Source organism: Streptomyces paludis (genome assembly GCF_003344965.1).
GTDB lineage: Bacteria > Actinomycetota > Actinomycetes > Streptomycetales > Streptomycetaceae > Streptomyces > Streptomyces paludis.
Genome location: NZ_CP031194.1, coordinates 3,038,510 through 3,059,382, shown reverse-complemented (window position 1 = coordinate 3,059,382; position 20,873 = coordinate 3,038,510). Strand labels below are relative to the sequence as shown.

At 71.6% G+C, this 20,873-nt stretch carries 18 protein-coding genes; 8 read left to right on the top strand and 10 right to left on the bottom strand.

Annotation, left to right across the window (positions count from 1 at the left end):
- Window positions 1-105 precede the first annotated feature (105 nt).
- Window positions 106-1,176, top strand: a complete 1,071-nt coding sequence (locus tag DVK44_RS13405; protein ID WP_114659892.1) for a DedA family protein — start codon at window positions 106-108, stop codon at window positions 1,174-1,176.
- Window positions 1,177-1,234: 58 nt separating this feature from the next.
- Here the strand turns inward: DVK44_RS13405 and DVK44_RS13400 are convergent, their stop codons facing one another.
- Both DVK44_RS13400 and DVK44_RS13395 read right to left on the bottom strand, forming a co-directional pair.
- Complete coding sequence (locus DVK44_RS13400) at window positions 1,235-2,947, bottom strand: threonine/serine exporter family protein (RefSeq protein ID WP_114659891.1); 1,713 nt, start codon at window positions 2,945-2,947, stop codon at window positions 1,235-1,237.
- A 196-nt stretch (window positions 2,948-3,143) separates the two neighbouring features.
- Window positions 3,144-3,638 (bottom strand): inorganic diphosphatase, encoded by a 495-nt coding sequence (locus tag DVK44_RS13395; protein ID WP_114659890.1) that lies wholly within the window; start codon window positions 3,636-3,638, stop codon window positions 3,144-3,146.
- A 108-nt stretch (window positions 3,639-3,746) separates the two neighbouring features.
- Here DVK44_RS13395 and dacB point away from each other — a divergent pair, with 108 nt between their 5' ends.
- From dacB to folE, 6 genes are all read left to right on the top strand, one after another.
- Window positions 3,747-5,240, top strand: coding sequence for a D-alanyl-D-alanine carboxypeptidase/D-alanyl-D-alanine endopeptidase (gene dacB, locus DVK44_RS13390; RefSeq protein WP_114659889.1), 1,494 nt, complete (start codon window positions 3,747-3,749; stop codon window positions 5,238-5,240).
- Between the two features lie 291 nt (window positions 5,241-5,531).
- A complete protein-coding gene (locus DVK44_RS13385; protein ID WP_114659888.1) occupies window positions 5,532-6,662 on the top strand; it encodes a zinc-dependent metalloprotease in 1,131 nt (376 codons plus the stop codon).
- 187 nt (window positions 6,663-6,849) lie between these two features.
- Window positions 6,850-7,950 (top strand): tRNA lysidine(34) synthetase TilS, encoded by a 1,101-nt coding sequence (tilS, locus tag DVK44_RS13380; protein ID WP_114659887.1) that lies wholly within the window; start codon window positions 6,850-6,852, stop codon window positions 7,948-7,950.
- 68 nt (window positions 7,951-8,018) lie between these two features.
- Complete coding sequence (gene hpt, locus DVK44_RS13375) at window positions 8,019-8,579, top strand: hypoxanthine phosphoribosyltransferase (RefSeq protein WP_114659886.1); 561 nt, start codon at window positions 8,019-8,021, stop codon at window positions 8,577-8,579.
- A gap of 236 nt (window positions 8,580-8,815) precedes the next feature.
- Window positions 8,816-10,843 carry an ATP-dependent zinc metalloprotease FtsH gene (gene ftsH, locus DVK44_RS13370; protein WP_114659885.1) on the top strand — a complete coding sequence of 676 codons (2,028 nt, stop codon included), beginning with the start codon at window positions 8,816-8,818 and terminating at the stop codon, window positions 10,841-10,843.
- A 110-nt stretch (window positions 10,844-10,953) separates the two neighbouring features.
- Window positions 10,954-11,559 carry a GTP cyclohydrolase I FolE gene (gene folE / locus DVK44_RS13365; protein WP_114659884.1) on the top strand — a complete coding sequence of 202 codons (606 nt, stop codon included), beginning with the start codon at window positions 10,954-10,956 and terminating at the stop codon, window positions 11,557-11,559.
- Window positions 11,560-11,597: 38 nt separating this feature from the next.
- On the opposite strand, the gene DVK44_RS13360 is transcribed toward folE, so the two are convergent.
- From DVK44_RS13360 to DVK44_RS13330, 7 genes are all read right to left on the bottom strand, one after another.
- A complete protein-coding gene (locus tag DVK44_RS13360) occupies window positions 11,598-12,101 on the bottom strand; it encodes a DUF3180 domain-containing protein (RefSeq protein ID WP_114659883.1) in 504 nt (167 codons plus the stop codon).
- A 51-nt stretch (window positions 12,102-12,152) separates the two neighbouring features.
- Window positions 12,153-12,791 (bottom strand): 2-amino-4-hydroxy-6-hydroxymethyldihydropteridine diphosphokinase, encoded by a 639-nt coding sequence (folK, locus tag DVK44_RS13355; RefSeq protein ID WP_114659882.1) that lies wholly within the window; start codon window positions 12,789-12,791, stop codon window positions 12,153-12,155.
- Window positions 12,788-13,147, bottom strand: coding sequence for a dihydroneopterin aldolase (folB, locus tag DVK44_RS13350; RefSeq protein ID WP_114659881.1), 360 nt, complete (start codon window positions 13,145-13,147; stop codon window positions 12,788-12,790). Before folB ends, folK begins: the two co-directional genes overlap by 4 nt.
- Before the next feature lie 153 nt (window positions 13,148-13,300).
- Entirely contained in the window at window positions 13,301-13,765 is a 465-nt protein-coding gene (locus DVK44_RS13345; protein ID WP_114659880.1) for a nuclear transport factor 2 family protein, read from the bottom strand.
- Window positions 13,762-14,670: a dihydropteroate synthase gene (gene folP, locus DVK44_RS13340; RefSeq protein WP_114659879.1), complete on the bottom strand. Its 909-nt coding sequence runs from the start codon at window positions 14,668-14,670 to the stop codon at window positions 13,762-13,764. Before folP ends, DVK44_RS13345 begins: the two co-directional genes overlap by 4 nt.
- Window positions 14,671-14,757: 87 nt before the next feature.
- Complete coding sequence (locus DVK44_RS13335; RefSeq protein WP_114659878.1) at window positions 14,758-16,314, bottom strand: serine/threonine-protein kinase; 1,557 nt, start codon at window positions 16,312-16,314, stop codon at window positions 14,758-14,760.
- Between the two features lie 144 nt (window positions 16,315-16,458).
- Window positions 16,459-18,345, bottom strand: a complete 1,887-nt coding sequence (locus tag DVK44_RS13330) for a phosphatidylglycerol lysyltransferase domain-containing protein (protein WP_114659877.1) — start codon at window positions 18,343-18,345, stop codon at window positions 16,459-16,461.
- A gap of 145 nt (window positions 18,346-18,490) precedes the next feature.
- Here DVK44_RS13330 and DVK44_RS13325 point away from each other — a divergent pair, with 145 nt between their 5' ends.
- Window positions 18,491-19,606 carry an alpha/beta hydrolase gene (locus DVK44_RS13325; protein ID WP_114659876.1) on the top strand — a complete coding sequence of 372 codons (1,116 nt, stop codon included), beginning with the start codon at window positions 18,491-18,493 and terminating at the stop codon, window positions 19,604-19,606.
- Here the strand turns inward: DVK44_RS13325 and DVK44_RS13320 are convergent.
- Window positions 19,593-20,795: an ABC transporter ATP-binding protein gene (locus DVK44_RS13320; RefSeq protein WP_114659875.1), complete on the bottom strand. Its 1,203-nt coding sequence runs from the start codon at window positions 20,793-20,795 to the stop codon at window positions 19,593-19,595. The two genes, DVK44_RS13325 and DVK44_RS13320, sit on opposite strands and share 14 nt — an antisense overlap.
- Window positions 20,796-20,873: the final 78 nt, after the last annotated feature.

Genomic DNA, 20,873 nt, shown 5'->3' with positions numbered 1-20,873 from the left:
GGGGGAGGTGGAACCTGGGAGTCCTTACGGGCGTTGATAGCTTGTGCGCGGCCGACCACGCCGAAACGACGATCGACCGACCAACGACTCAGGAGTCCGGAACCCGTGACCACCCTTGCGCTCGGACCCAGCTGGCTGGACCCGGACTATCTGATCGGGACCTTCGGGCTGATCGGTGTTCTGGTCATCGTCTTCGCCGAATCCGGGCTTCTCATCGGCTTCTTCCTGCCGGGCGACTCGCTGCTCTTCACCACCGGCCTGCTGGTGACGACCGGCGCCCTGGACACCCCGCTGTGGATCGTGGCGAGTCTGGTGGTGCTCGCGGCCATCGCGGGTGACCAGGTCGGCTATCTCTTCGGCAGGAAGGTGGGGCCGGCGCTGTTCCGGCGGCCCGACTCCAGGTTCTTCAAGCAGGAGAACGTCGAGAAGGCGCACGAGTTCTTCGAGAAGTACGGCCCGAAGTCGCTCGTGCTGGCCCGCTTCGTCCCCATCATCCGTACGTTCACGCCGATCATCGCCGGTGTGAGCCGGATGAACTACCGCTCGTTCATCATCTTCAACATCATCGGCGGTGTGCTCTGGGGCGCGGGCGTCACCCTGCTCGGTGCCGCGCTCGGCAAGATCGACTTCGTGCACAAGCACATCGAGATGATCCTGATCCTGATCGTGCTGATCTCGGTGCTGCCGATCATCATCGAGCTGCTGCGGGCCCGCTCCCACAACAAGAAGGCCGCCGCCAACGCCGCCGAGGACGAGGCCGCCATCGGGTACCACCCGGTGGAGCCGGGCCCCGGCGTGGACCGCGCGACGATGCAGTTCCCGGCGGTCGGCGGCGGTCAGGGTGCGCAGGGCGGTCAGGGCGCGCGGGGTCCGCAGGGCCCCCAGGGCCCCCAGGGCGGCGTTCCGAACGGGCAGGGCGGCCAGGGCGTCGGTCAGGGCGGCGGGCACGGTCAGCAGCGGCCCGGCGGACAGCCCGCCGGACAGCCCGGCGGTTACGGCGCTCCGGGCGGTTACGACGCCCCCGTCGACCCCCGTATCCCGGCCGACCCCCGCGTCCCCGGCGGCTACGACGCCCCGGGCGGCTATCAGAACCCCGCTCCCGGGTCGCACCAGGCGCCCGGTGGGCCCGACGACGGGCCGGGCAGCGGCCAGCGCGGCCGGCACGCCCGGCGCTGACCGGCTCCGTACCGTACGAACCGGTCGGACCGACCGGACCGATCGCGACCGATCGGACTCAGAAGCCGCGCGTCCGCTTGGCCGCGCGGCGGCTCGATGCCCGGCCCGCGCCCGGGACCTTGAGGAAGAGCCGGGAGACCTCCCCGCCGAGGTTCACCCCGACCGCGATCGCCAGCGCCAGCGCCACCGCCTTGGACAGCGAGGCCAGCCCCCGGTCCAGCTCGTTCTGCGCGAAGCCGAGCAGCCCGAAGTACGTCGCGGACCCCGGCAGCAGCGGCCCGATCGCCGCCGTCACATACGGCAGCGCCGACGCGTAGCGGTAGCGCGAGAACAGCTGGCCGAAGAGCCCCACCAGCCCGGCCGCGACCGCCGTCGAGGCCACCGGCGAGATCCCGCCCGTGTCGTGCATCGCCGCGTACACCGTCCACGCGACCCCGCCGTTGAGCGAGACCAGCAGCACGGTGGAACGTTCCTGCTGGAGCAGGATCGCGAACGTCATACTCAGCGCCACCGCCGCCACGATCTGCACCCACGGCCGCTCCACGGTGTGCAGCGCCGCGTCCGGGTTGAGCTGCGCGTCCAGCTGCACCCCCAGATAGAGCACGACGAGCACCCCGATGACGATCGCGATGAAGAAGTACATGACCTCCAGCAGCCGCGCCGCCGCGGTGATGTAGTAGCCCGTGAGACCGTCCTGCACACCCGCCACCAGCGCCCGCCCCGGCAGCAGCGCGAAGAGACCGCCGGTGATCACCGCCGAGGGCCGGCCGCCCCAGTGCAGCGCCGATGTCAGCAGCGTCAGCGCCACCCCCATCGCGGCCGGCGGCATCGCGGCCACCACGAACTGGTAGAACTCCGGCAGCCCGCGTCCCGCGCACAGCCACGCCAGCCGGTCGCCGAGCATCGCGCCCAGCGCCGCCGCCACGAAGACCACCGCGTCCCCGCCCACCAGCACGGACGCGGCCCCCGCCAGCACCCCGCTCGCCACCGTCAGCGCCCAGCCGGGGTACGGGTGCCGGTTGCGGCGGATCTCCGCCAGCCGCCGGTACGCCTCCTCCAGCGTGATGTCCGTGTCCGCGCTCGTGATGTCGTCGATGAGCGTGTACACGGCGGACAGCCGGGTGTAGTCGGTGCCCCGCCGCCGTACCGTCCGGCTGGCCGTCACCGGATCGTCCACCAGCGATGGCTGATGCGAGATCGACAGCAGGGTGAAGGTGACGGTCGGCTCGCAGTGGGCGAGCCCGTACGCGCGCGTGACCGCGAACATCGCGGCCTCCACGTCCTCGGCGCCCTCGCCGCCCGCCAGCAGCAGCTCGCCGATGCGCAGCGTCAGGTCCAGCACGCGCGGTACGGCGGGCCCGTTGTCGTCGTGCCGCTGGACCGTCTCCGGTACGGGACGCTCCCCGACCGGCATCCGCAGCAGCGTCCGCATCCGGTCCTGCCAGGGCGCGTCCTTGGGCAGCAGCGCCAGCGGGAGCCCGTACGTGGACGGGTAGGAGGAGGACGGGTACGGGGACGTCCCGCCCGGCCCCGCGCCGGGTCCCGGCGGCCGTCCGGCGGCGCCCTGCTGCGTACCGCCCGGCAGATCGAAGGCGGAGCCCTCGGGCTCGGGCGGCGGCTCCGCGTTCAGCCCCTCCGGGAGGGCGAACTCCGAGGTCGGACGGTCGTCCTCGGGCGGTGGCGGCTGCTCCACGCCGAGCGGCGGAGTGAAGGCGCTGCGCGCCTCGTCCGACTGCGGTTTACGGTCCTCGGGACCGTCCGGCTCGGCCACCACTGTCTGCGCCCTCACTCCCTGTCGTGACCGTCCCCGTCATTCCGGTCCCCTGCCCGGGTTCCTGCCCAGTATGGGCAGCGAACCGGGTGGGCACACACGGACGGGCGGCCCACCCGGAAGGGTGTGCCGCCCGTTCATCGCACAGGTGCTGTGCGTTCGCGCGGTGCGCGGTCAATGCGCGTTCAATGCGCGTTCAGTGCGCGTTGCCCTGCGCCTGGAGCCGCTTGTACGACGCCTCGATCTCGGCCTCGGCCTCGGCGCGGCCGACCCAGTCGGCGCCCTCGACGGACTTGCCGGGCTCCAGGTCCTTGTAGACCTCGAAGAAGTGCTGGATCTCCAGGCGGTCGAACTCCGACACGTGGTGGATGTCGCGCAGGTGCTCCACCCGGGGGTCGGACGCCGGGACGCACAGCAGCTTGTCGTCGCCGCCGGCCTCGTCCGTCATCCGGAACATGCCGATCGCGCGGCACTTGATCAGGCAGCCCGGGAAGGTGGGCTCGTCCAGGATGACCAGCGCGTCCAGCGGGTCGCCGTCCTCGCCGAGGGTGTTCTCGACGAAGCCGTAGTCGGCCGGGTAGCTGGTCGAGGTGAAGAGTCGACGGTCCAGCCGGATCCGACCGGTCTCGTGGTCCACCTCGTACTTGTTCCGCGAACCTTTGGGGATCTCGATGGTGACGTCGAACTCCACGGGTGGCTCCTCCATGATCAACACATATGTCGGTGATGCTGCGTGGCAAGGCGCAGTGGTTAAGTGTCCCCCACGCAGCTGTGTGATCGCGAAAGGGGCTGGTCAGCCGTGCTTGAGCCGAAAGTGTGGCAGGTCACGGCGGGTTCGGTGGTCCTGGGGCTGACGCTCGCGGCCGTGGTGGTGGCCGCGGCCGGCCCCTGGGATTCGGGGCAGCGCAGGGCCGAGCGGGAGTGGGCGGTCGCCCAGAGCCGTACGGGCGGCGAGGCCCGCGACGCGTCCGCGCCGCGCGAGCCGGCGCCCGCGCCCAGCGCCGCCGCGGTGCTCTCCGCGCTCCGGGTCACGGGCCGCGGCGCCGCCGAGTCCAACGGGACGGGCGGGACCGCTGGGGCGGGCGAGACCGGCGGGATGAGCGGGATCGGTGGCACCGGAAAGCCCCCCGCGCTGCCGTCCGGACTCGCGGCGGCCCTCGGCCCCCTCCTCGACGACGGCGCGCTCGGCCCGGACCGTACCGCCTCCGTTGTGGACGCCGTCACCGGCGAGCGGCTGTACGGGAAGGGCGACGCGAAGACGATGGTCCCGGCATCCACGATAAAGATCGCCACCGTGGTCGCCGCGCTCTCCGCGCTCGGCCCCGACCACCGCATCGCCACCACCGTCCGGGCCACCCCCGACGGACGGCGGATCACCCTGGTCGGCGGCGGCGACGCCACCCTGGACCGGACCGGGCTCGGCCGGCTCGCCGACGACACCGTCCGCGCCCTGCGCGACCGGGGCGTCACCGAGGTCGAGCTGCGGTACGACACATCCCTCTACTCCGGCCCCCGGGAACACCCCATCGGCCCCAACGACAACATCGCCCCCGTCGTCTCCCTGATGTCCGGGCAGGGCCGGCTCGACACCTCGGCGAGCGGGCCCGCGCCGCGCAGCGGCAACCCGGCGGGCGACGCCGCCCGCGTCTTCGCCAAACTCCTGCGCGAGCGGGGCGTCCGTACCGACGGCGCACCCGAACGGAGCAGAGCGCCCAAGGAAGCGGAGCCGCTCGCGCGGACCTACTCCGCCCCGCTCTCCGCCCTGGCCGAACGCGCGCTGACCAACAGCGACAACGACATCGCCGAGTCCCTGGCCCGCCAGACCGCCCTGGCCGCGGGCGAGCCCGCGAGCTTCGAGGGCGCCGGCAGAGCCGTCCGCGCCCAGCTCCGGAAGCTCCAACTGCCCGTCACCGGGGCCGTGTTCGACGACGGCAGCGGTCTCAGCCGCAAGGACCGGGTCAGCGCCGCCCTGCTCACCGGCCTGCTGGCGCGCGCCGCCGCCCCGGACCGGCCGGAGCTGCGCCCGGTCCTGACCGGCCTGCCCATCGCCCGCTTCAGCGGCACGCTGCGCACCCGGTACGCGGACCAGCCGCCGGCGGCCGGTTTCGTGCGGGCCAAGACCGGCACGCTCACCGGGGTCAACGCCCTGGCGGGCACGGTGGTGGACGCCGAGGGGCGGCTGCTGGCCTTCGCGTTCCTGGCGAGCGACACCCCGGCCGCCGACCCCGCCCAGGCGGCCCTGGACCGGCTCTCGGCGGCCCTGCTCCCGGCGCCGGCGGCCCGTCCCGAGTGACGGGCCCGTAGGGGCGGCGTTCGACCGGCCCCGGAAAGGCCCCGGAGAGGCCCCCGAGACCGAAGATGGGGGAAGAACCGGGGCCATCACGCCGAGAAGCTGTCGTCCCACCCTGCTCCGGGCCCGAGGGGCCTGGCACCGCCGCCTCCGGCGTTGTCGTCGGTCACGAACGCTCCGCGTTCACTCCCTCCTCCGCCTTGGATCCGACGGCACCAGGTCCCTCGGCCTGTCCGAAGCAGAGTGGGACGACAGCTTCGCCCGCTCCGCGAGCCGAGCACGTACGGTTGACGCATGACGAGCATCGGTGGTGCAGAGATGGTCGACTGGAACCTCGCGGTGGCGACCGCGACCCGCCTCGCGCGGCCGGGACCGGAAGTGAGCCGCGACGAGGCGCGTGAGATCGTCGCCGAGCTGCGGCGGCACGCCAAGGCGGCGGAGGAGCACGTCCGGGCGTACACCCGGATGATCCCCGAGGGCCACGCCCCGGTGGACACCCCCGTGCTGGTCGTCGACCGGGCCGGCTGGGTCCGGGCCAATGTCGCCGGCTTCCGCGAGCTGCTGAAGCCCCTCTTCGAGAAGATGCGCGACCGCCGCCCCGGCGGACCCGGCGGCGCCGTGCTCGGCGCGGTCGGCGGCAAGGTCACCGGCGTCGAGGTCGGCATGCTGCTGTCCTTCATGTCCTCCCGGGTGCTCGGGCAGTACGAGACGTTCGCCCCCGCCTCCCGCGACCTCCCCGGCGCCCCCGACGGCAGCGGACGGCTGCTGCTCGTCGCCCCCAACATCGTCCACGTCGAGCGCGAACTCGACGTGGCGCCCCACGACTTCCGGCTCTGGGTCGCGCTCCACGAGGAGACCCACCGCACCCAGTTCACCGGTGTGCCCTGGCTCCGCGACCACCTCCAGGGCGAGATCCAGTCGTTCCTCGACCAGACCGAGGTCGACCCGATGACCGTGGTCGAACGGCTCCGCGAGGCGGCCCAGTCGCTGGCGGGCGGCCGGCCCGAGGGCGAGCGGGACGAGGACGGGCACTCGATCGTCGAGCTGGTGCAGACCCCCGGCCAGCGCGAGATCCTCGGCCGGCTCACCGCCGTGATGTCCCTGCTCGAAGGCCACGCCGACTATGTGATGGACGGCGTGGGACCGCAGGTCGTGCCCTCCGTCGCCGAGATCCGCGAGAAGTTCCAGCAGCGCCGGGCCAGCGGCGCCGGCCGGCTCGACCAGGCGCTGCGCAAGCTGCTGGGCCTCGACGCCAAGCTCCGTCAGTACCGCGACGGGGAGCGGTTCGTCCGGGCCGTGGTCGAGCAGGTCGGCATGGACGGCTTCAACCGGGTGTGGACCTCGCCCAACACGCTCCCCACCAAGGCGGAGATCGCCAAACCGGCGGATTGGGTCGCGCGGGTGCACCGTAAGGCAGATTCCTGAGCCAAAACGCCCTCTTGGCAGAAGGACGCCTCGCGTATCACCCATCCGAGGGACCGTCGGTGAGGGATAGGCGTGCAATGCTCGGGTAATGGCTCGGTTCTGTCACCATCGACGCACTCTGAGTGACGCTCTCCGTTCTTACCCCGACCGAGGCACCCCCCAAAAAACTTCACGAAGGGCACCGGATATGGGTCCCCATCCTGCGGTCGCGGCGATACGCCTGGCGGTCCGCCGCGTACTCCACGACATCCTCACCGAAACCGAACGGGCGGAGCTGGACCCGCCCACCGCCACCGGCGGCGCACCCGCTGCCGCGGGCGCGCCGCCGCTCGTGCTCGTCGCCTGCTCCGGCGGCGCCGACTCCATGGCGCTCGCCTCGGCCCTCGCCTTCGAAGCACCGAAACTCTCCGTCCGCGCGGGCGCCGTCACCGTCGACCACGGACTCCAGGAAGGCTCCGCGCTCCGCGCCGCGGAAGTCGTCGCCCGGCTCGGCGCGATGCGTCTGGACCCCGTCGAATCCGTCGCCGTCACCGTCGGCGCGGAGACCCCGGTCGCACACAGCGCGGCCCACGGCGGCGGCGGTGTGCGCCGCACGGGCGGCGGACCCGAGGCCGCCGCGCGCGACGCGCGCTACGCCGCGCTGGACGCCGTCGCCGACCGCCACCGCGCGGCCGCCGTCCTCCTCGGCCACACCCGCGACGACCAGGCCGAGACCGTACTGCTCGGCCTCGCCCGCGGCTCCGGCACCCGCTCGCTGTCCGGCATGGCCGCCGTCTCCGGGGCGACCGGCCGCTACCGGCGGCCCTTCCTCCAGCTCGACCGGCAGACCGCCCGCAAGGCATGTCTGGTCCAGTCGATCCCCGTCTGGGACGACCCCCACAACACCGACCCCGCCTACACCCGCTCCCGGCTGCGCCACGAAGGGCTGCCCGCGCTGGAGAAGGCCCTCGGCAAAGGCGTCGTCGAGGCCCTGGCCCGTACCGCCCAGCTCTCCCGCGACGACGCCGACGCCCTGGACACCTGGGCCGCCGGCGCCGAGACGACCGTCCGGGACGAGGCGGGGCTGCTGGAGTGCGCCAAGCTCTACGCGCTCCCGCCCGCCGTACGCCGCCGGGTGCTGCGCCGGGCCGCCATCGCCGCGGGCGCCCCGGCGGGTTCGCTGTTCGCCCGTCACATCGAAGAGGTCGACCGCCTGATCACCGGCTGGCGCGGCCAGGGAGCCATCAACCTGCCCGGCCGCGTGGAGGCCAGGAGGCAGGGTGGCAGACTGGTCATCCGGCAGGGCTGAAGCGCGGATGCACTACGGCTGTGTCTCCGGAGCCGCGGGTTCCGGACCTCTGGCCGACGACGAAAGCGATGCGGGTGGACGACAAGGACATGGGCGAAGACCTTCAGTCGGTGCTCATCACCAAGGAAGAGATCGACACAAAGCTGGCCGAGCTGGCGGCGAAGATCGACGCGGAGTACGCGGGCAAGGACCTGCTGCTGGTGGGGGTCCTCAAGGGTGCCGTGATGGTCATGGCGGACCTGGCGCGCGCCCTGTCCACCCCCGTGACGATGGATTGGATGGCCGTCTCCTCGTACGGGGCGGGCACCCAGTCCTCCGGCGTGGTCCGGATCCTCAAGGACCTGGACACCGACATCAAGGGCAAGCACGTCCTGATCGTCGAGGACATCATCGACTCGGGACTGACGCTGTCGTGGCTGCTGTCCAACCTCGGTTCCCGGGAGCCGGCCTCGCTGGAGGTCTGCACCCTGCTCCGTAAGCCGGATGCCGCAAAGGTCGCCATCGACGTGAAATGGATCGGCTTCGACATTCCCAATGAGTTTGTCGTCGGATACGGCCTGGATTACGCGGAGAAGTACCGCAACATGCCATTCGTCGGCACCCTCGCGCCGCACGTCTACGGGGGTTAGTCCGGGCCCCGCCGGCGGCCCCGGGCCGTACCGGTACGGCGAAGTGTTACGGAAAGGCCACGGTACGAGGGGGAACCCCAGCACGCTTCGCGCCGTTGAAGCATGGGAAGGCGGGTTTGTCAGCCGTCCCGTGCGGTCGCGGGCCATGATGCTGGGGTACCGTCCGAAGAACACTCTTTTCTCACAGCAGCATTTACCTACGGGCAGGAGGGACGGGGCGACTTCGCCTCGTATGGATGGACGTGAAGCGATACTTCCGTGGGCCGGTCATGTGGATCGTGCTGGCCGTCCTCGCCGTGGTCGTGCTGATGAATGTCGTCGGCTCGGGCAGCGGCTACAAGACGGTCGACACCGGTGAGGTCGTCCAGGCGATCGACAAGAACCAGGCAGAGCAGGTCAAGCTGACCACCGGTGATGACCAGGTCATCAAGGTCGACCTCAAGAACGGGGTCAAGGTCAAGGGCAGCGACAAGATCCAGGCCAGCTATATCGGCAGCCAGGGATCCCAGCTGGCCTCGACCCTCCAGGCCAAGTTCCAGAACGGCGACATCTCCAAGGGCTATACGGTCTCGCCGACGAAGCAGAGCCCGTTCCTCTCGGTGCTGTTCTCGCTGCTGCCCTTCGTGCTGATCGTGGTGGTCTTCCTCTTCCTGATGAACCAGATGCAGGGCGGCGGCTCCCGCGTCATGCAGTTCGGGAAGTCCAAGGCCAAGCTCATCACCAAGGACACCCCGAAGACGACGTTCGCCGATGTCGCGGGCTCCGACGAAGCCGTCGAGGAGCTGCACGAGATCAAGGAGTTCCTCCAGGAGCCGGCGAAGTTCCAGGCCGTCGGCGCCAAGATCCCGAAGGGTGTGCTGCTGTACGGCCCGCCCGGTACGGGCAAGACCCTGCTGGCCCGCGCGGTCGCGGGTGAGGCCGGGGTCCCCTTCTACTCGATCTCCGGCTCCGACTTCGTCGAGATGTTCGTCGGTGTCGGTGCCTCCCGGGTGCGCGACCTCTTCGAGCAGGCCAAGGCGAACGCCCCGGCGATCGTCTTCGTCGACGAGATCGACGCCGTCGGCCGGCACCGCGGCGCGGGCCTCGGCGGCGGTCACGACGAGCGCGAGCAGACGCTGAACCAGCTGCTGGTCGAGATGGACGGCTTCGACGTGAAGGGCGGCGTCATCCTGATCGCCGCGACGAACCGGCCCGACATCCTCGACCCGGCGCTCCTGCGCCCGGGACGCTTCGACCGGCAGATCGCCGTCGACCGCCCCGACATGCAGGGCCGGCTGGAGATCCTCAAGGTCCACCAGAAGGGCAAGCCGGTCTCCCCGGACGTCGACCTGGGCGCGGTCGCCCGTCGTACGCCCGGCTTCACCGGCGCGGACCTGGCGAACGTGCTGAACGAAGCGGCGCTCCTGACGGCGCGCAGCGACAAGAAGCTGGTCGACAACCACTCCCTGGACGAGGCGATCGACCGCGTCGTGGCGGGCCCGCAGAAGCGGACCCGGATCATGTCCGAGAAGGAAAAGAAGATCACCGCGTACCACGAGGGCGGTCACGCCCTGGTCGCCGCGGCGTCTCCGAACTCCGACCCGGTCCACAAGATCACGATCCTGTCCCGCGGCCGGGCCTTGGGCTACACCATGGTCCTGCCCGACGAGGACAAGTACTCGACCACGCGCAACGAGATGCTCGACCAGCTCGCCTACATGCTGGGCGGGCGGGCGGCCGAGGAGCTGGTCTTCCACGACCCGACCACCGGCGCGGCCAACGACATCGAGAAGGCCACGGCCACGGCCCGCGCCATGGTCACGCAGTACGGCATGACCGAGCGGCTCGGCGCGATCAAGTTCGGCGGCGACAACACCGAACCGTTCGTCGGCCGTGAGATGGGTCATGCCCGCGACTACTCGGAAGAGGTCGCGGCGCTGGTCGACGAAGAGGTCAAGAAGCTCATCGAGACCGCGCACAACGAGGCGTGGGAGATTCTCGTCGAGAACCGCGACGTCCTCGACAATCTGGTCCTGGCCCTCCTGGAGAAGGAGACGCTGAACAAGGAGCAGATCGCGGAGATCTTCTCGACCATCGTGAAGCGTCCGGCCCGTCCGGCGTGGACCGGCTCCTCGCGACGTACCCCGTCGACGCGGCCGCCGGTGCTCTCGCCCAAGGAGCTGGCGCTGACCAACGGCGCGGCGACCGGTTCGAACGGCGTCGTCCCCGCGGTGACGATCGAGAAGTCGGCCGAAGCGGTTCCGGAGGAGCGTCCGGAGAGCTGATACCGGGCGCACACCAGGCCCGGAATGGATGCCGCGCTTCCCAGGTTCTAGCCTGAGGGGGCGCGGCATTCGTATGCCCGAGCGATGGACGGCACAGGAACGAGGCACAGATGACCGACCCGGTGACGCTGGACGGCGCGATCCCGGTCCGCGAGTTCGACGAGAAGCGGGCCGAGGACGCGGTACGCGAACTGCTGATCGCGGTCGGCGAGGACCCGGACCGCGAGGGCCTGCGGGCCACTCCCGGCCGGGTGGCCCGTGCGTACAAGGAAATATTCGCGGGACTCCGGCAGAACCCCGAGGACGTGCTGACCACGACGTTCGATCTGGGCCATGACGAGATGGTGCTGGTGAAGGACATCGAGGTGATCTCGTCCTGCGAGCACCATCTGGTCCCCTTCACCGGGGTCGCCCACGTCGGCTATATCCCCTCCGCCGACGGGAAGATCACCGGGCTGTCGAAGCTGGCCAGGCTGGTGGACGTGTACGCGCGCAGGCCGCAGGTGCAGGAGCGGCTGACCACCCAGATCGCGGACTCGCTGATGGAGATCCTCGATCCGCGCGGAGCGATCGTCGTGGTCGAGTGCGAGCACATGTGCATGACCATGCGCGGAGTGCGGAAGCCGGGCGCCAAGACGATCACCTCGGCCGTCCGGGGGCAGATGCGGGTGCCCGCGACGCGTGCGGAGGCCATGAGCCTGATCATGGCGCGCTGATCAGGGCGCGCTGAGTCGGATTTGCGCGACGGCGCGGTCTAGGCGGGAGGGCCCGCCGGGGCCGCGCCGTTGTGGTGGCGGGGGTCGTCCGTGTCGTCCGGGAGCTTGCAGACGTGCTCCAGGAAGAACGCGGCGGCGATCACCGCGAAGCCCGCCAGGACCGCGGAGCCGGCGTAGATGGCCTGGTCGCGGCGGACGGGGATGTCGAGGGAGCCCAGGAGGAAGACCCCCACGCCGCCGTACAGGCCGCAGACAAGGGCTGTGACCAGGGCGCTGGCCTGGCCGAAGACAACCGCGCGGGCGGCCATCAGCGGGTCCACGCCCTTCGCGTCGGGGCGCCGCTCGCGCTGGGCGCGCAGCCGGGAGCGGAGCGACAGCGCGGTGGCGAGCAGGACGGCCGCGATCGCCCCCAGCACGATCGGCGCGGCCAGCGGCACGCTCGGCAGGGTGCCGAATGCGTCCCAGAGCCGGGCCGCGGCCCACGAGAGCACGCCCGCCACCACAAACAGGCCGGCGAGGACGCCGATCCGCAACTGCTTCACCGAGAAAGCCGCCCTTCAACCTCTGCTGTTCCGACCCGCTGAGCCTAACGACTACTCGGGCAGGCGGAGTTCCAGATCGGACCGGGGCAGCACGCCCTCCCGGCCGATCTCCGCCAGCAGCTCGGCGACCGGCCCGCGGCCCGGCACCCGCGCCCCGGGATCCACGTCGTGCCAGGGGGCGAGCACAAAGGCGCGTTCATGGGCCCGGGGGTGCGGCAGGGTGAGCCGCGGGTCGTCGGAGACCACGTCCGCGTACGCCACGATGTCCACGTCGATCGTGCGCGGCCCCCAGCGCTCCGCGCGGACCCGGTCGAACGCCTCCTCGATGGCGTGGCCGCGCTCCAGCAGCGAGTCCGGCGGCAGGGTCGTCCTGATCACCACGACCGCGTTGAAGTACGACGGCTGGGAGCCCGGGTCGACGCCCCACGGCTCCGTCTCGTACACCGGGGAGACCGCCTTGACCCGCAGCCCCGGGGTGTCCTCCAGCGCGTCGATGGCGCCCTGGAGCGTCTCCAGACGGTTCCCCAGATTGGAGCCGAGGGAGACCACGGCCCACTGCGGATTGGACAGCGTGCTGTCCGCGGCGTCGACCCGCGCGACCACCGCGGCCGGCACCGGCTGGGCGGTCGGGTCGCTGGTGGGGACGCCCGCCGGGTCGCCCTGGGGCCCGCTTCCGGAAAACAGACTCATACTCGGCTCCGGGTGATCGTGACGGTCACATCGTCGAAGGGCACCGTGATCGGCGCGTCCGGTTTGTGGACGACCACTTCGACCTCCTCGACCCCGTCGTGCTTCAGGCACCGCTGCGCGATGCGTTCCGCCAGGGTCTCGATCAGATCGACCGGCTCCCCCTGGACGGCGTCCACGACCTCCTCGGCCACGATCCCGTAGTGCACGGTCTTCGACAGGTCGTCGGCGGCCGCCGCGGGCCGGGTGTCGATGCCGAGCACCACATCCACGATGAAGGTCTGGCCCTCCTCGCGCTCCCGGGGGAAGACGCCATGGTTCCCACGGGCCCTGAGGCCGCGCAGCGCGACACGGTCCACGCGAATCACTCCTGCTGTCGTTGATCGTCACGGCACCGCCGCATACGGGCGGTTCCGTACCCACTTCCGAATCTACCCGCGGCCACCGACAGTGCTTCCCCGAGGGGGTGACGGCCCGGCCCCCGGAAGGGCACCTACCCACTCGGGCCGGGGTCAGGCGGGAGTCCCGTCGTCCGGTTCCGGGTCCGCCTCGGTCTCGGCCAGTACGGGCGAGCCGTGGTGCGACCAGATCTTCCACCCGCCCGGTGTGCGCCGGAACACGTTCGTCGCCACGACCAGCTGGCCCACGAGCGGCCCCAGCTCCCCGCCGTCCTCGGCCGGGCCGCCGCTCAGGATGTTCTCCGTACAGGTCACCAGGGCCGTGTCGGCCTGGACGGAGACCTCGACATCGGTCAGGAAGAACTGGATGTACTCGGTGTTCGCCATGATCACCGCGTACGAGCGCAGCACATCGCCGCGGCCGGTGAGCACCGGCCAGCCGGGGTGGACGCACGAGACCGGCCCGTCGTCCTCCTCCAGCCAGAGCCCCGACATCGCGTCGTAGTCGCCGCGCTCCATCACCTCGTAGAACGCGGTGTTGGCCAGCTCCACCCGCTCGCTGTCCGTACGCGCCGTCATCCGGCGAGCCCGGCGGTGCCCGTGCTGCCCGCGGCGGCCGGGGTGCCCGTCGCGCCCTCGACCGCGCGCGCCACCCGTACCGCGTCGGCGGTGGCCCGTACCTCATGGACCCGGACCGCCCAGGCGCCCTCGTGGGCGGCGATCGCGGAGACCGCGGCGGTGGCCGCGTCGCGTTCGCGCGCGGGCGGCGGGGCGCCCTCGGGGTCCGCCAGGACCTGGCCGAGGAAGCGTTTGCGGGAGGCCGCGACCAGCAGCGGACGGCCCAGGGCGCGCAGCTCGGGCAGGTGCGCGAGGAGCGCCAGATCGTGTGCGGCGGTCTTCGCGAAACCGAGCCCGGGATCGATCACCAGCCGCTCGGGGGCGATACCGCCGGCGATCACCGCGTCCATCCGGGCCCGCAGCTCGGCGACGACCTCGGCGACGACATCCGTGTAGACGGCGCGGCTGTTCATCCCCTCGCTGAACCCGCGCCAGTGCATCACCACGAACGGCACGCCCGCCGCCGCGACCGTGCCCACCATCGCGGGGTCCGCGAGACCGCCGCTCACATCGTTGACCAGCAGCGCGCCGGCCTCGACCGCCTGCCCGGCGACCGCCGCGCGCATCGTGTCGACGGAGACGGCGACGCCCTCGGACGCCAGCCCCCGGACGACCGGCACGACCCGCCGCAGCTCCTCGTCCGCGTCGACCCGGGACGCGCCGGGGCGCGTCGACTCGCCGCCGACATCGACGAGATCGGCGCCTTCTGCGACGAGGGCGAGGCCGCGTTTGATCGCGGCCGTGGTGTCGAACCAGCGACCGCCGTCGGAGAAGGAGTCGGGCGTCACATTGACGACGCCCATGACCGCACAGCGGTCCCACCCGGGCAGTCCCTCGACCGTGCCACGCGCGCGCAACATACTCATATGCCCCACCCTAGGGCCTCCCGTTCGGATGGCGCGGGGGCCTGCTGCGGCGCACACCAAACCGCCCCAAGGGGCCGTTCGGGGGCTTCAAGGGGTGCGCAGTCCTTCCTTGACCCTGTCGAAGACAGGGCGGTAGGTGTCCCAGTCCTCGTCGGGCGCCGACAGATAGATGTCGTACTCCCGCTCGCCGGCCCGGCCGAAGCCGAGGTCGATGGCGCGGAAGGCGCGCGCCCGGCCCTGGAAGGTGAACTCCCAGACGGCGGCGGGCGCGCCCCGGAAGGTCGTGTGCTGGAGGCGCAGCCGCCGGTACACGGTGTAGTTCTTCTTGGTGTTCGTCTCGATGTCCGCGAAGTGCGCGGTGAGGTCCGAGCCCGCCGGGTCGACGGTGCCGATCGTGATGCCCGCGAGGCCGGAGGGGGACTGGTAGGTGACCTGTTCGTCCGAGGACCGGCCCACGGTCCAGCCGTCCGGTACGGGCAGCGAGACGCCGAGCTGGGCGGCCTCGGCCAGGTGGTAGCCGGCGGGGAGGGGCGGCGGGGAGGTGGTGTCCGCCGCAGGGCTCCGGGGCGTGGTGCCCTGCTGCCGGGTGCCGGTGCCGCCGTCGGGCCAGATGTAGAGCGCGCCGGTCGCGGTGGCGGCGGCGACGGCCAGCGCGGTCGCGGTCCGCAGGAGGACGCGGGTGCGGCGGGGAGGCGCGGGGGCGGCCGTGGCCCGTATCGCCTCCGGTGCGGGATCCCGTATCGGCTCCTGTACCGGCTCCAGGGCCGTCGTCCCGTCCGTCGTATTCGCCGCCTCCGCGTTCTCCGCCGTCTTCGTCTCCGTCTCCGCGGCCCACAGCGTCCGCAGCGTGCGCTCCGCTTCCTCCGCCGACGGCCGCTCCTCGGGCTCCTTCGCCAGCAGCGCCTCGATCAGCGGCCCGAGCGGCCCGGCCAGCTTCGTCGGCCCGGGCGGGTCCACGGCGATCGCGTACGCCATTTCCATGGCCGTGACCCGGTCGAACGGCAGCCGTCCCTCCACCGCGCGGTAGAGCGTCGCCCCGAGCGACCAGAGGTCCGAGGCGGGCCCGGCGGTGCGGCCCCTGACGCGCTCCGGTGCCATGTAGCGGACGGAGCCGATCATCTCGCCGGTCGCGGTCAGCGTCGACGCGCCGCTGGGCAGCGCGATGCCGAAGTCGGTGAGGACGATCCTGCCGTCGTCGCCGAGCAGTACGTTGGCGGGTTTGACGTCCCGGTGCACCACCCCTGCGGTGTGCGCGGCCCGCAGCGCGCCGGTCATCGCCAGCCCGATCCGTACCGCCTCCCGCACCGGGACGGCGGCGCCGTCCGCCAGCAGCGAGCCGAGGGTGACCGAGCGCACGTACTCCATGACGAGGCACGGCACCCCGTCGTCCTCCACCACGTCATGGACGACGACCACATGGGGATGGGCGATACGGGCGGCGCTGCGCGCCTCGCGGCGGGAGCGCTCGTGCAGCGTGGCGATCTCGTCCGCGGAGAGCCGGTCCGGCGTCGCGTGCAGCCGCTTGAGCGCGACCTCGCGGTCCAGCACCAGGTCCTCGGCCCGCCATACGGTGCCCATGCCGCCGCGGCCGATCAGCCCGGCGATCCGGTACCGCCCGGCGATCAGCCGTCCCTCCTGCGTCACACCACACCTCTTCGATCCACCGTGGTCCACCGGGCTCTGCCCCACCAGCCGGCCGGTTTCCGGACTTTCGATACGATAACCGGCTTGCCTGAACAGTCCCTCCGGTGGACCTCCGGCGTTCCTCGGACGTCCCTCAGGCCGTACTCACGCCGTACTGACCTCATGGTCCGAGGGCGTACGGGCCGAGCGGCCCCCCGGCCGGTCCCGGCCGAGCCGGCGCAGCGGCCGGGGCAGCGCCAGCGTCACGAACCCCTCCGCCTGCATCGCCGCGAGGCCGATCCTGGGCAGGTCGCCGCCGGCCCGGAAGACCACGTACCGCGGCTCCCAGCGCGGCTGGAACTTGGCGTTGAACTTGTACAGCGACTCGATCTGGAACCAGCGCGAGAGAAAGACCAGCAGCCCCCGCCAGCAGCGCAGCACCGGCCCCGCGCCCAGCCGTTCGCCCCGGGCCAGCGCCGAGCGGAACATCGCGAAGTTGAGCGAGACCCGCACCACCTTCAGCTGGGGCGCGGCATGCAGCGCGGCCACGATCAGCAGCTCGTTCATACCGGGATCGGCGGACCGGTCACGGCGCATCAGGTCCAGGGACATCCCGTCCGTACCCCACGGAACGAAGTGAAGTACGGCCTTCAGATCGCCGTACGGGCCCGGTGTCTCCTCGCCCGGCTTGTGCGCGGTGGCCACGACCGAGTCCCCGTCGGCGGGGTCGCCGATCCGGCCGAGCGCCATCGAGAAGCCGCGCTCGGTGTCGGTGCCGCGCCAGTCGTCGGCGGCGCGGCGGATCCGCTCCAGCTCGCCGTCGGAGAGATCACGGACGCGCCGTACCCGCGTTTCGTAGCCGGCGCGCTCGATGCGCTTCACCATTTGGCGTACGTTTCGCATGGCGCGTCCGTGCAGGGAGAAATCCGGCACGTCCACCACCGCTTCGTCTCCCAGCTCCAGCGCGTTGAGCCCGGTCTCACGGGTCCAGACCTCGCCGCCGGTCTCGCTGCACCCCATGACGGCGGGGGTCCAGGAGTGCGCCTTGGCCTCGTCCATGAAGCGCTCGATGGCGCCGGGCCACGCCTCGACGTCCCCGATGGGGTCGCCGCTGGCGAGCATCACCCCCGAGACCACCCGGTAGCAGACGGCCGCCTTGCCGCTGGGGGAGAAGACGACGCCCTTGTCGCGGCGGAGTGCGAAGTGGCCCAGGGAGTCCCGGGCGCCGTGGCGCGCGAGCAGCTCGCGCAGCCGCCGCTCGTCCTCCTCGGTCAGCCGCGCGGCCGGATGCTCGGGACGGAAGGCGAGATAGATGGTGGTGAGGGCGGTGAGCAGGCCGAGCGCGCCGAGCGAGTAGCCCACCGTCCAGTCGACGGTGCCGCTGTACTCGACCGGGCCCTCGAAGCCGAACAGGCCGTACATCACGTGTTCGAGACGGTCGGTCAGGCTGGGATTGCCGACCGTACGGTGCGGATGGACGCTGACGATGATCAGCCCGAGCCCGATCGAACCCGCGCCCATCAGAACGAAGTTGGCGAGCGCCCGCCAGCGGCTGCGCGGGTCGGGCAGCGCCGCGAACTCGCCCCGGTGCCGTACCAGTACCCAGAGCAGGAAGAGCGAGAACACCGCCCCGGCGATCGAGTGCCGGTACCCGAACTGCGCCACTGTCCCCACGGGCAGCAGGATCACGGCGGCGCGCCACGCCCGGCGCTTGCGCCGTTTGAGCCCGTGCGCGAGCAGCAGCAGGAGTACGCCGGCGCTCATCGCCAGCGCGGCGGCGAACGGTCCGAGCGCCCCCGGGAGCACCTCGGCCAGGGAGTGCATCCGGCTGTGACGGAAGCGGGGGAAGACCCCGGCGGCGATGTCGATCAGGCCGATGAGGGTGCATGCCGTGCCGACCAGGCCCGGGACCGCCTCGGGCCGGGGGCCCCTGACGATCCGTCGTACCCGGGCGGGCAGCCGGCGCGGCTTCGCCTTCGGAGGTATCCCCGACGACCGGTCAGCCTGATTCGGAACCGATCCTGATTTATCCCCATCTAGCGTCACAGACATCGCTTCCCGTGGCTCCGCGAGAGAGTGTGGTGGCCGTATCCGCGTCCAGTACGCGGGCCGGACATTTTGCGACCTCTAGGACGTCGCTTTCGGGGGGCGGGTTCCTCTGCGTACAGGAAAATCTCACGGAAGAGCATCGGTCGACATGGGTCTTACCAGCCATAAAGTCCTGGCCGTGGCGGTTCTGGTGGCCGTGCTGCTGTTCGCCGCGACCATCTGGCTGTGGCCGCGGCTGTCCCGCCGTACGCCACGTGCCGTACTCGGCCGTATCGGGATGCTGTTCGCCACCCAGGTGACGATCTTCGCCGCGGTCGCCCTGGTGGCCAATCAGTACTTCCTCTTCTACGGGACCTGGGGCGATCTCTTCGGCCAGGAGCAGGAGCTGGGGGCGGTCGTCGGGCACGCGGCGGCCGACGGCAAGCACGTCACGGTCATGGACACACAGCACTCGCCCGTTCCCGGCAGCCGGCAGCCCTCGGTGGCCGGCCAGATCCAGAAGATCGCCATAAGCGGCGAGAAGTCGGGGATCAACAGCACGGCGTACGTCTATCTGCCGCCGCAGTACTTCCAGCCGCAGTTCCGGAAGCAGAAGTTCCCGGCGGCCGAGGTGCTCACCGGCTACCCGGGCGTGGCGGAGAACCTCATCAAGGGGCTCAACTACCCGACGACCGCCTGGCAGCTCGCCAAGGCGAACAAGATGCAGCCGATGATCCTGGTGATGCTGCGGCCCACCGTGGCGCCGCCGCGCGACACCGAGTGCGTGGACGTCCCCGGCGGCCCGCAGACCGAGACCTTCCTCGCCAAGGACGTGCCGACGGCGGTGTCCCGGGCGTACCGGGTGAAGGACGTGCCGCGCAGCTGGGGCATCATCGGCAACTCCACCGGCGGCTACTGCGCGCTGAAGATCGCCATGCACCACCCGGAGCAGTTCTCGGTGGGCGCCGGGCTCTCCGCGTACTACAAGGCGGCCGAGGACCCGACGACCGGCGATCTCTTCCAGGGCGACGACGCGCTCAGGAAGCGGGCGAATCTGCTGTGGAGCCTCGACCATCTGCCGCAGGGCGACACCTCGCTGCTCGTCACCAGCTCCCGCAAGGGCGAGCGGAACCTGAAGGACACCGAGACGTTCATCGGCAAGGTCAAGGCGCCCGCGCAGGTCTCCTCGATCATCCTCCCGAGCGGCGCGCACAACTTCAACACCTGGCGCCGCGAGATCCCGCCGGCCCTGGTGTGGATGAGCGGGCGCCTCAGCGGCGCGTGACGGTGCTGATGGTCTCCAGCTCGACGTCGGTACGGGGGACGGCCCGGCCGTCGGCGTCGATGGACCGGCGCAGCGCCTCGTGCAGCCGGGCCGGGGTGAGGACGCCGAGGAAGCGGCCGGTCTCCTCGCGGTCGATGACGGCGATCCAGCCGGCGTCGTGCTGGAGCATCGTGGCGAACGCCTGCTTGAGGGAGGCGCCGACGGGCAGCCACGCCTCCATCCGGCGGGCGTGCTCCCGTACCGTTCCCGACGCCTCAGGGGTGTCCGGCGCGGTGTCCTGAGCGCCGGACGGCGCCGCCGGGATCCAGCCGTGCAGCCGGTCCTCGGAGTCCAGGACGACGGCCCAGCGCGCGCCCGCCCGCGCGAGCTTCGCGGCGGCGCCGGCGAGCGGGTCGTCCAGGTGGACGACGGGCGGCTGTTCGAGATCGCCCTCCTCGATGGGGGTGACGGAGAGCCGCTTGAGGCCCCGGTCGGCCCCGACGAAGTCCGCGACGTACGGGGTCGCCGGGGCGCCCAGCACGGCGGCGGGGGCGTCGAACTGCTCGATCCTGCCCCGGCCGTAGACGGCGATACGGTCGCCGAGCCGGACGGCCTCCTCGATGTCGTGCGTGACGAACAGGACCGTCTTGCCGACCGCCGCCTGGAGCCGGAGGAACTCGCCCTGGAGCCGGTCGCGCACCACCGGGTCGACCGCGCCGAAGGGCTCGTCCATCAGCAGCACCGGCGGGTCGGCGGCGAGCGCGCGGGCCACCCCGACGCGCTGGCGCTGGCCGCCGGAGAGCTGCTCGGGATAGCGGTCGCCGTAGACGGACGGATCGAGGCCGACCAGATCGAGGAGTTCGGCGGCGCGGGCCCGGCCCTTCGCGCGTTTCCAGCCGAGGAGGTGCGGGACGGTCGCGGTGTTCTCCAGGACCGTCCGGTGCGGGAAGAGCCCGACCTGCTGGATCACATAGCCGATACGGCGCCGGAGTTGGACCGGGTCGATCGCGGATATGTCGTCGCCGTCGAGGAATATCCGTCCCTCGGTCGGTTCGATGAGCCGGTTGACCATTTTCATGGTCGTCGTCTTGCCGCAGCCCGAAGGCCCGACCAGCGTGACCAGTTCACCCCGGGCGACCTCGAAGGAGAGATCGTCGACTGCTGCCGTGCCGTCCGGGTACCGCTTGGAGACGTGCTCGAATCGGATCATGACTCCCCATTGTGCGGGCGATGCGCGGGCGGTGTACGGCGGTTCGTGTGAAGGCCATGTTGCTGGAATGTGGCGGCC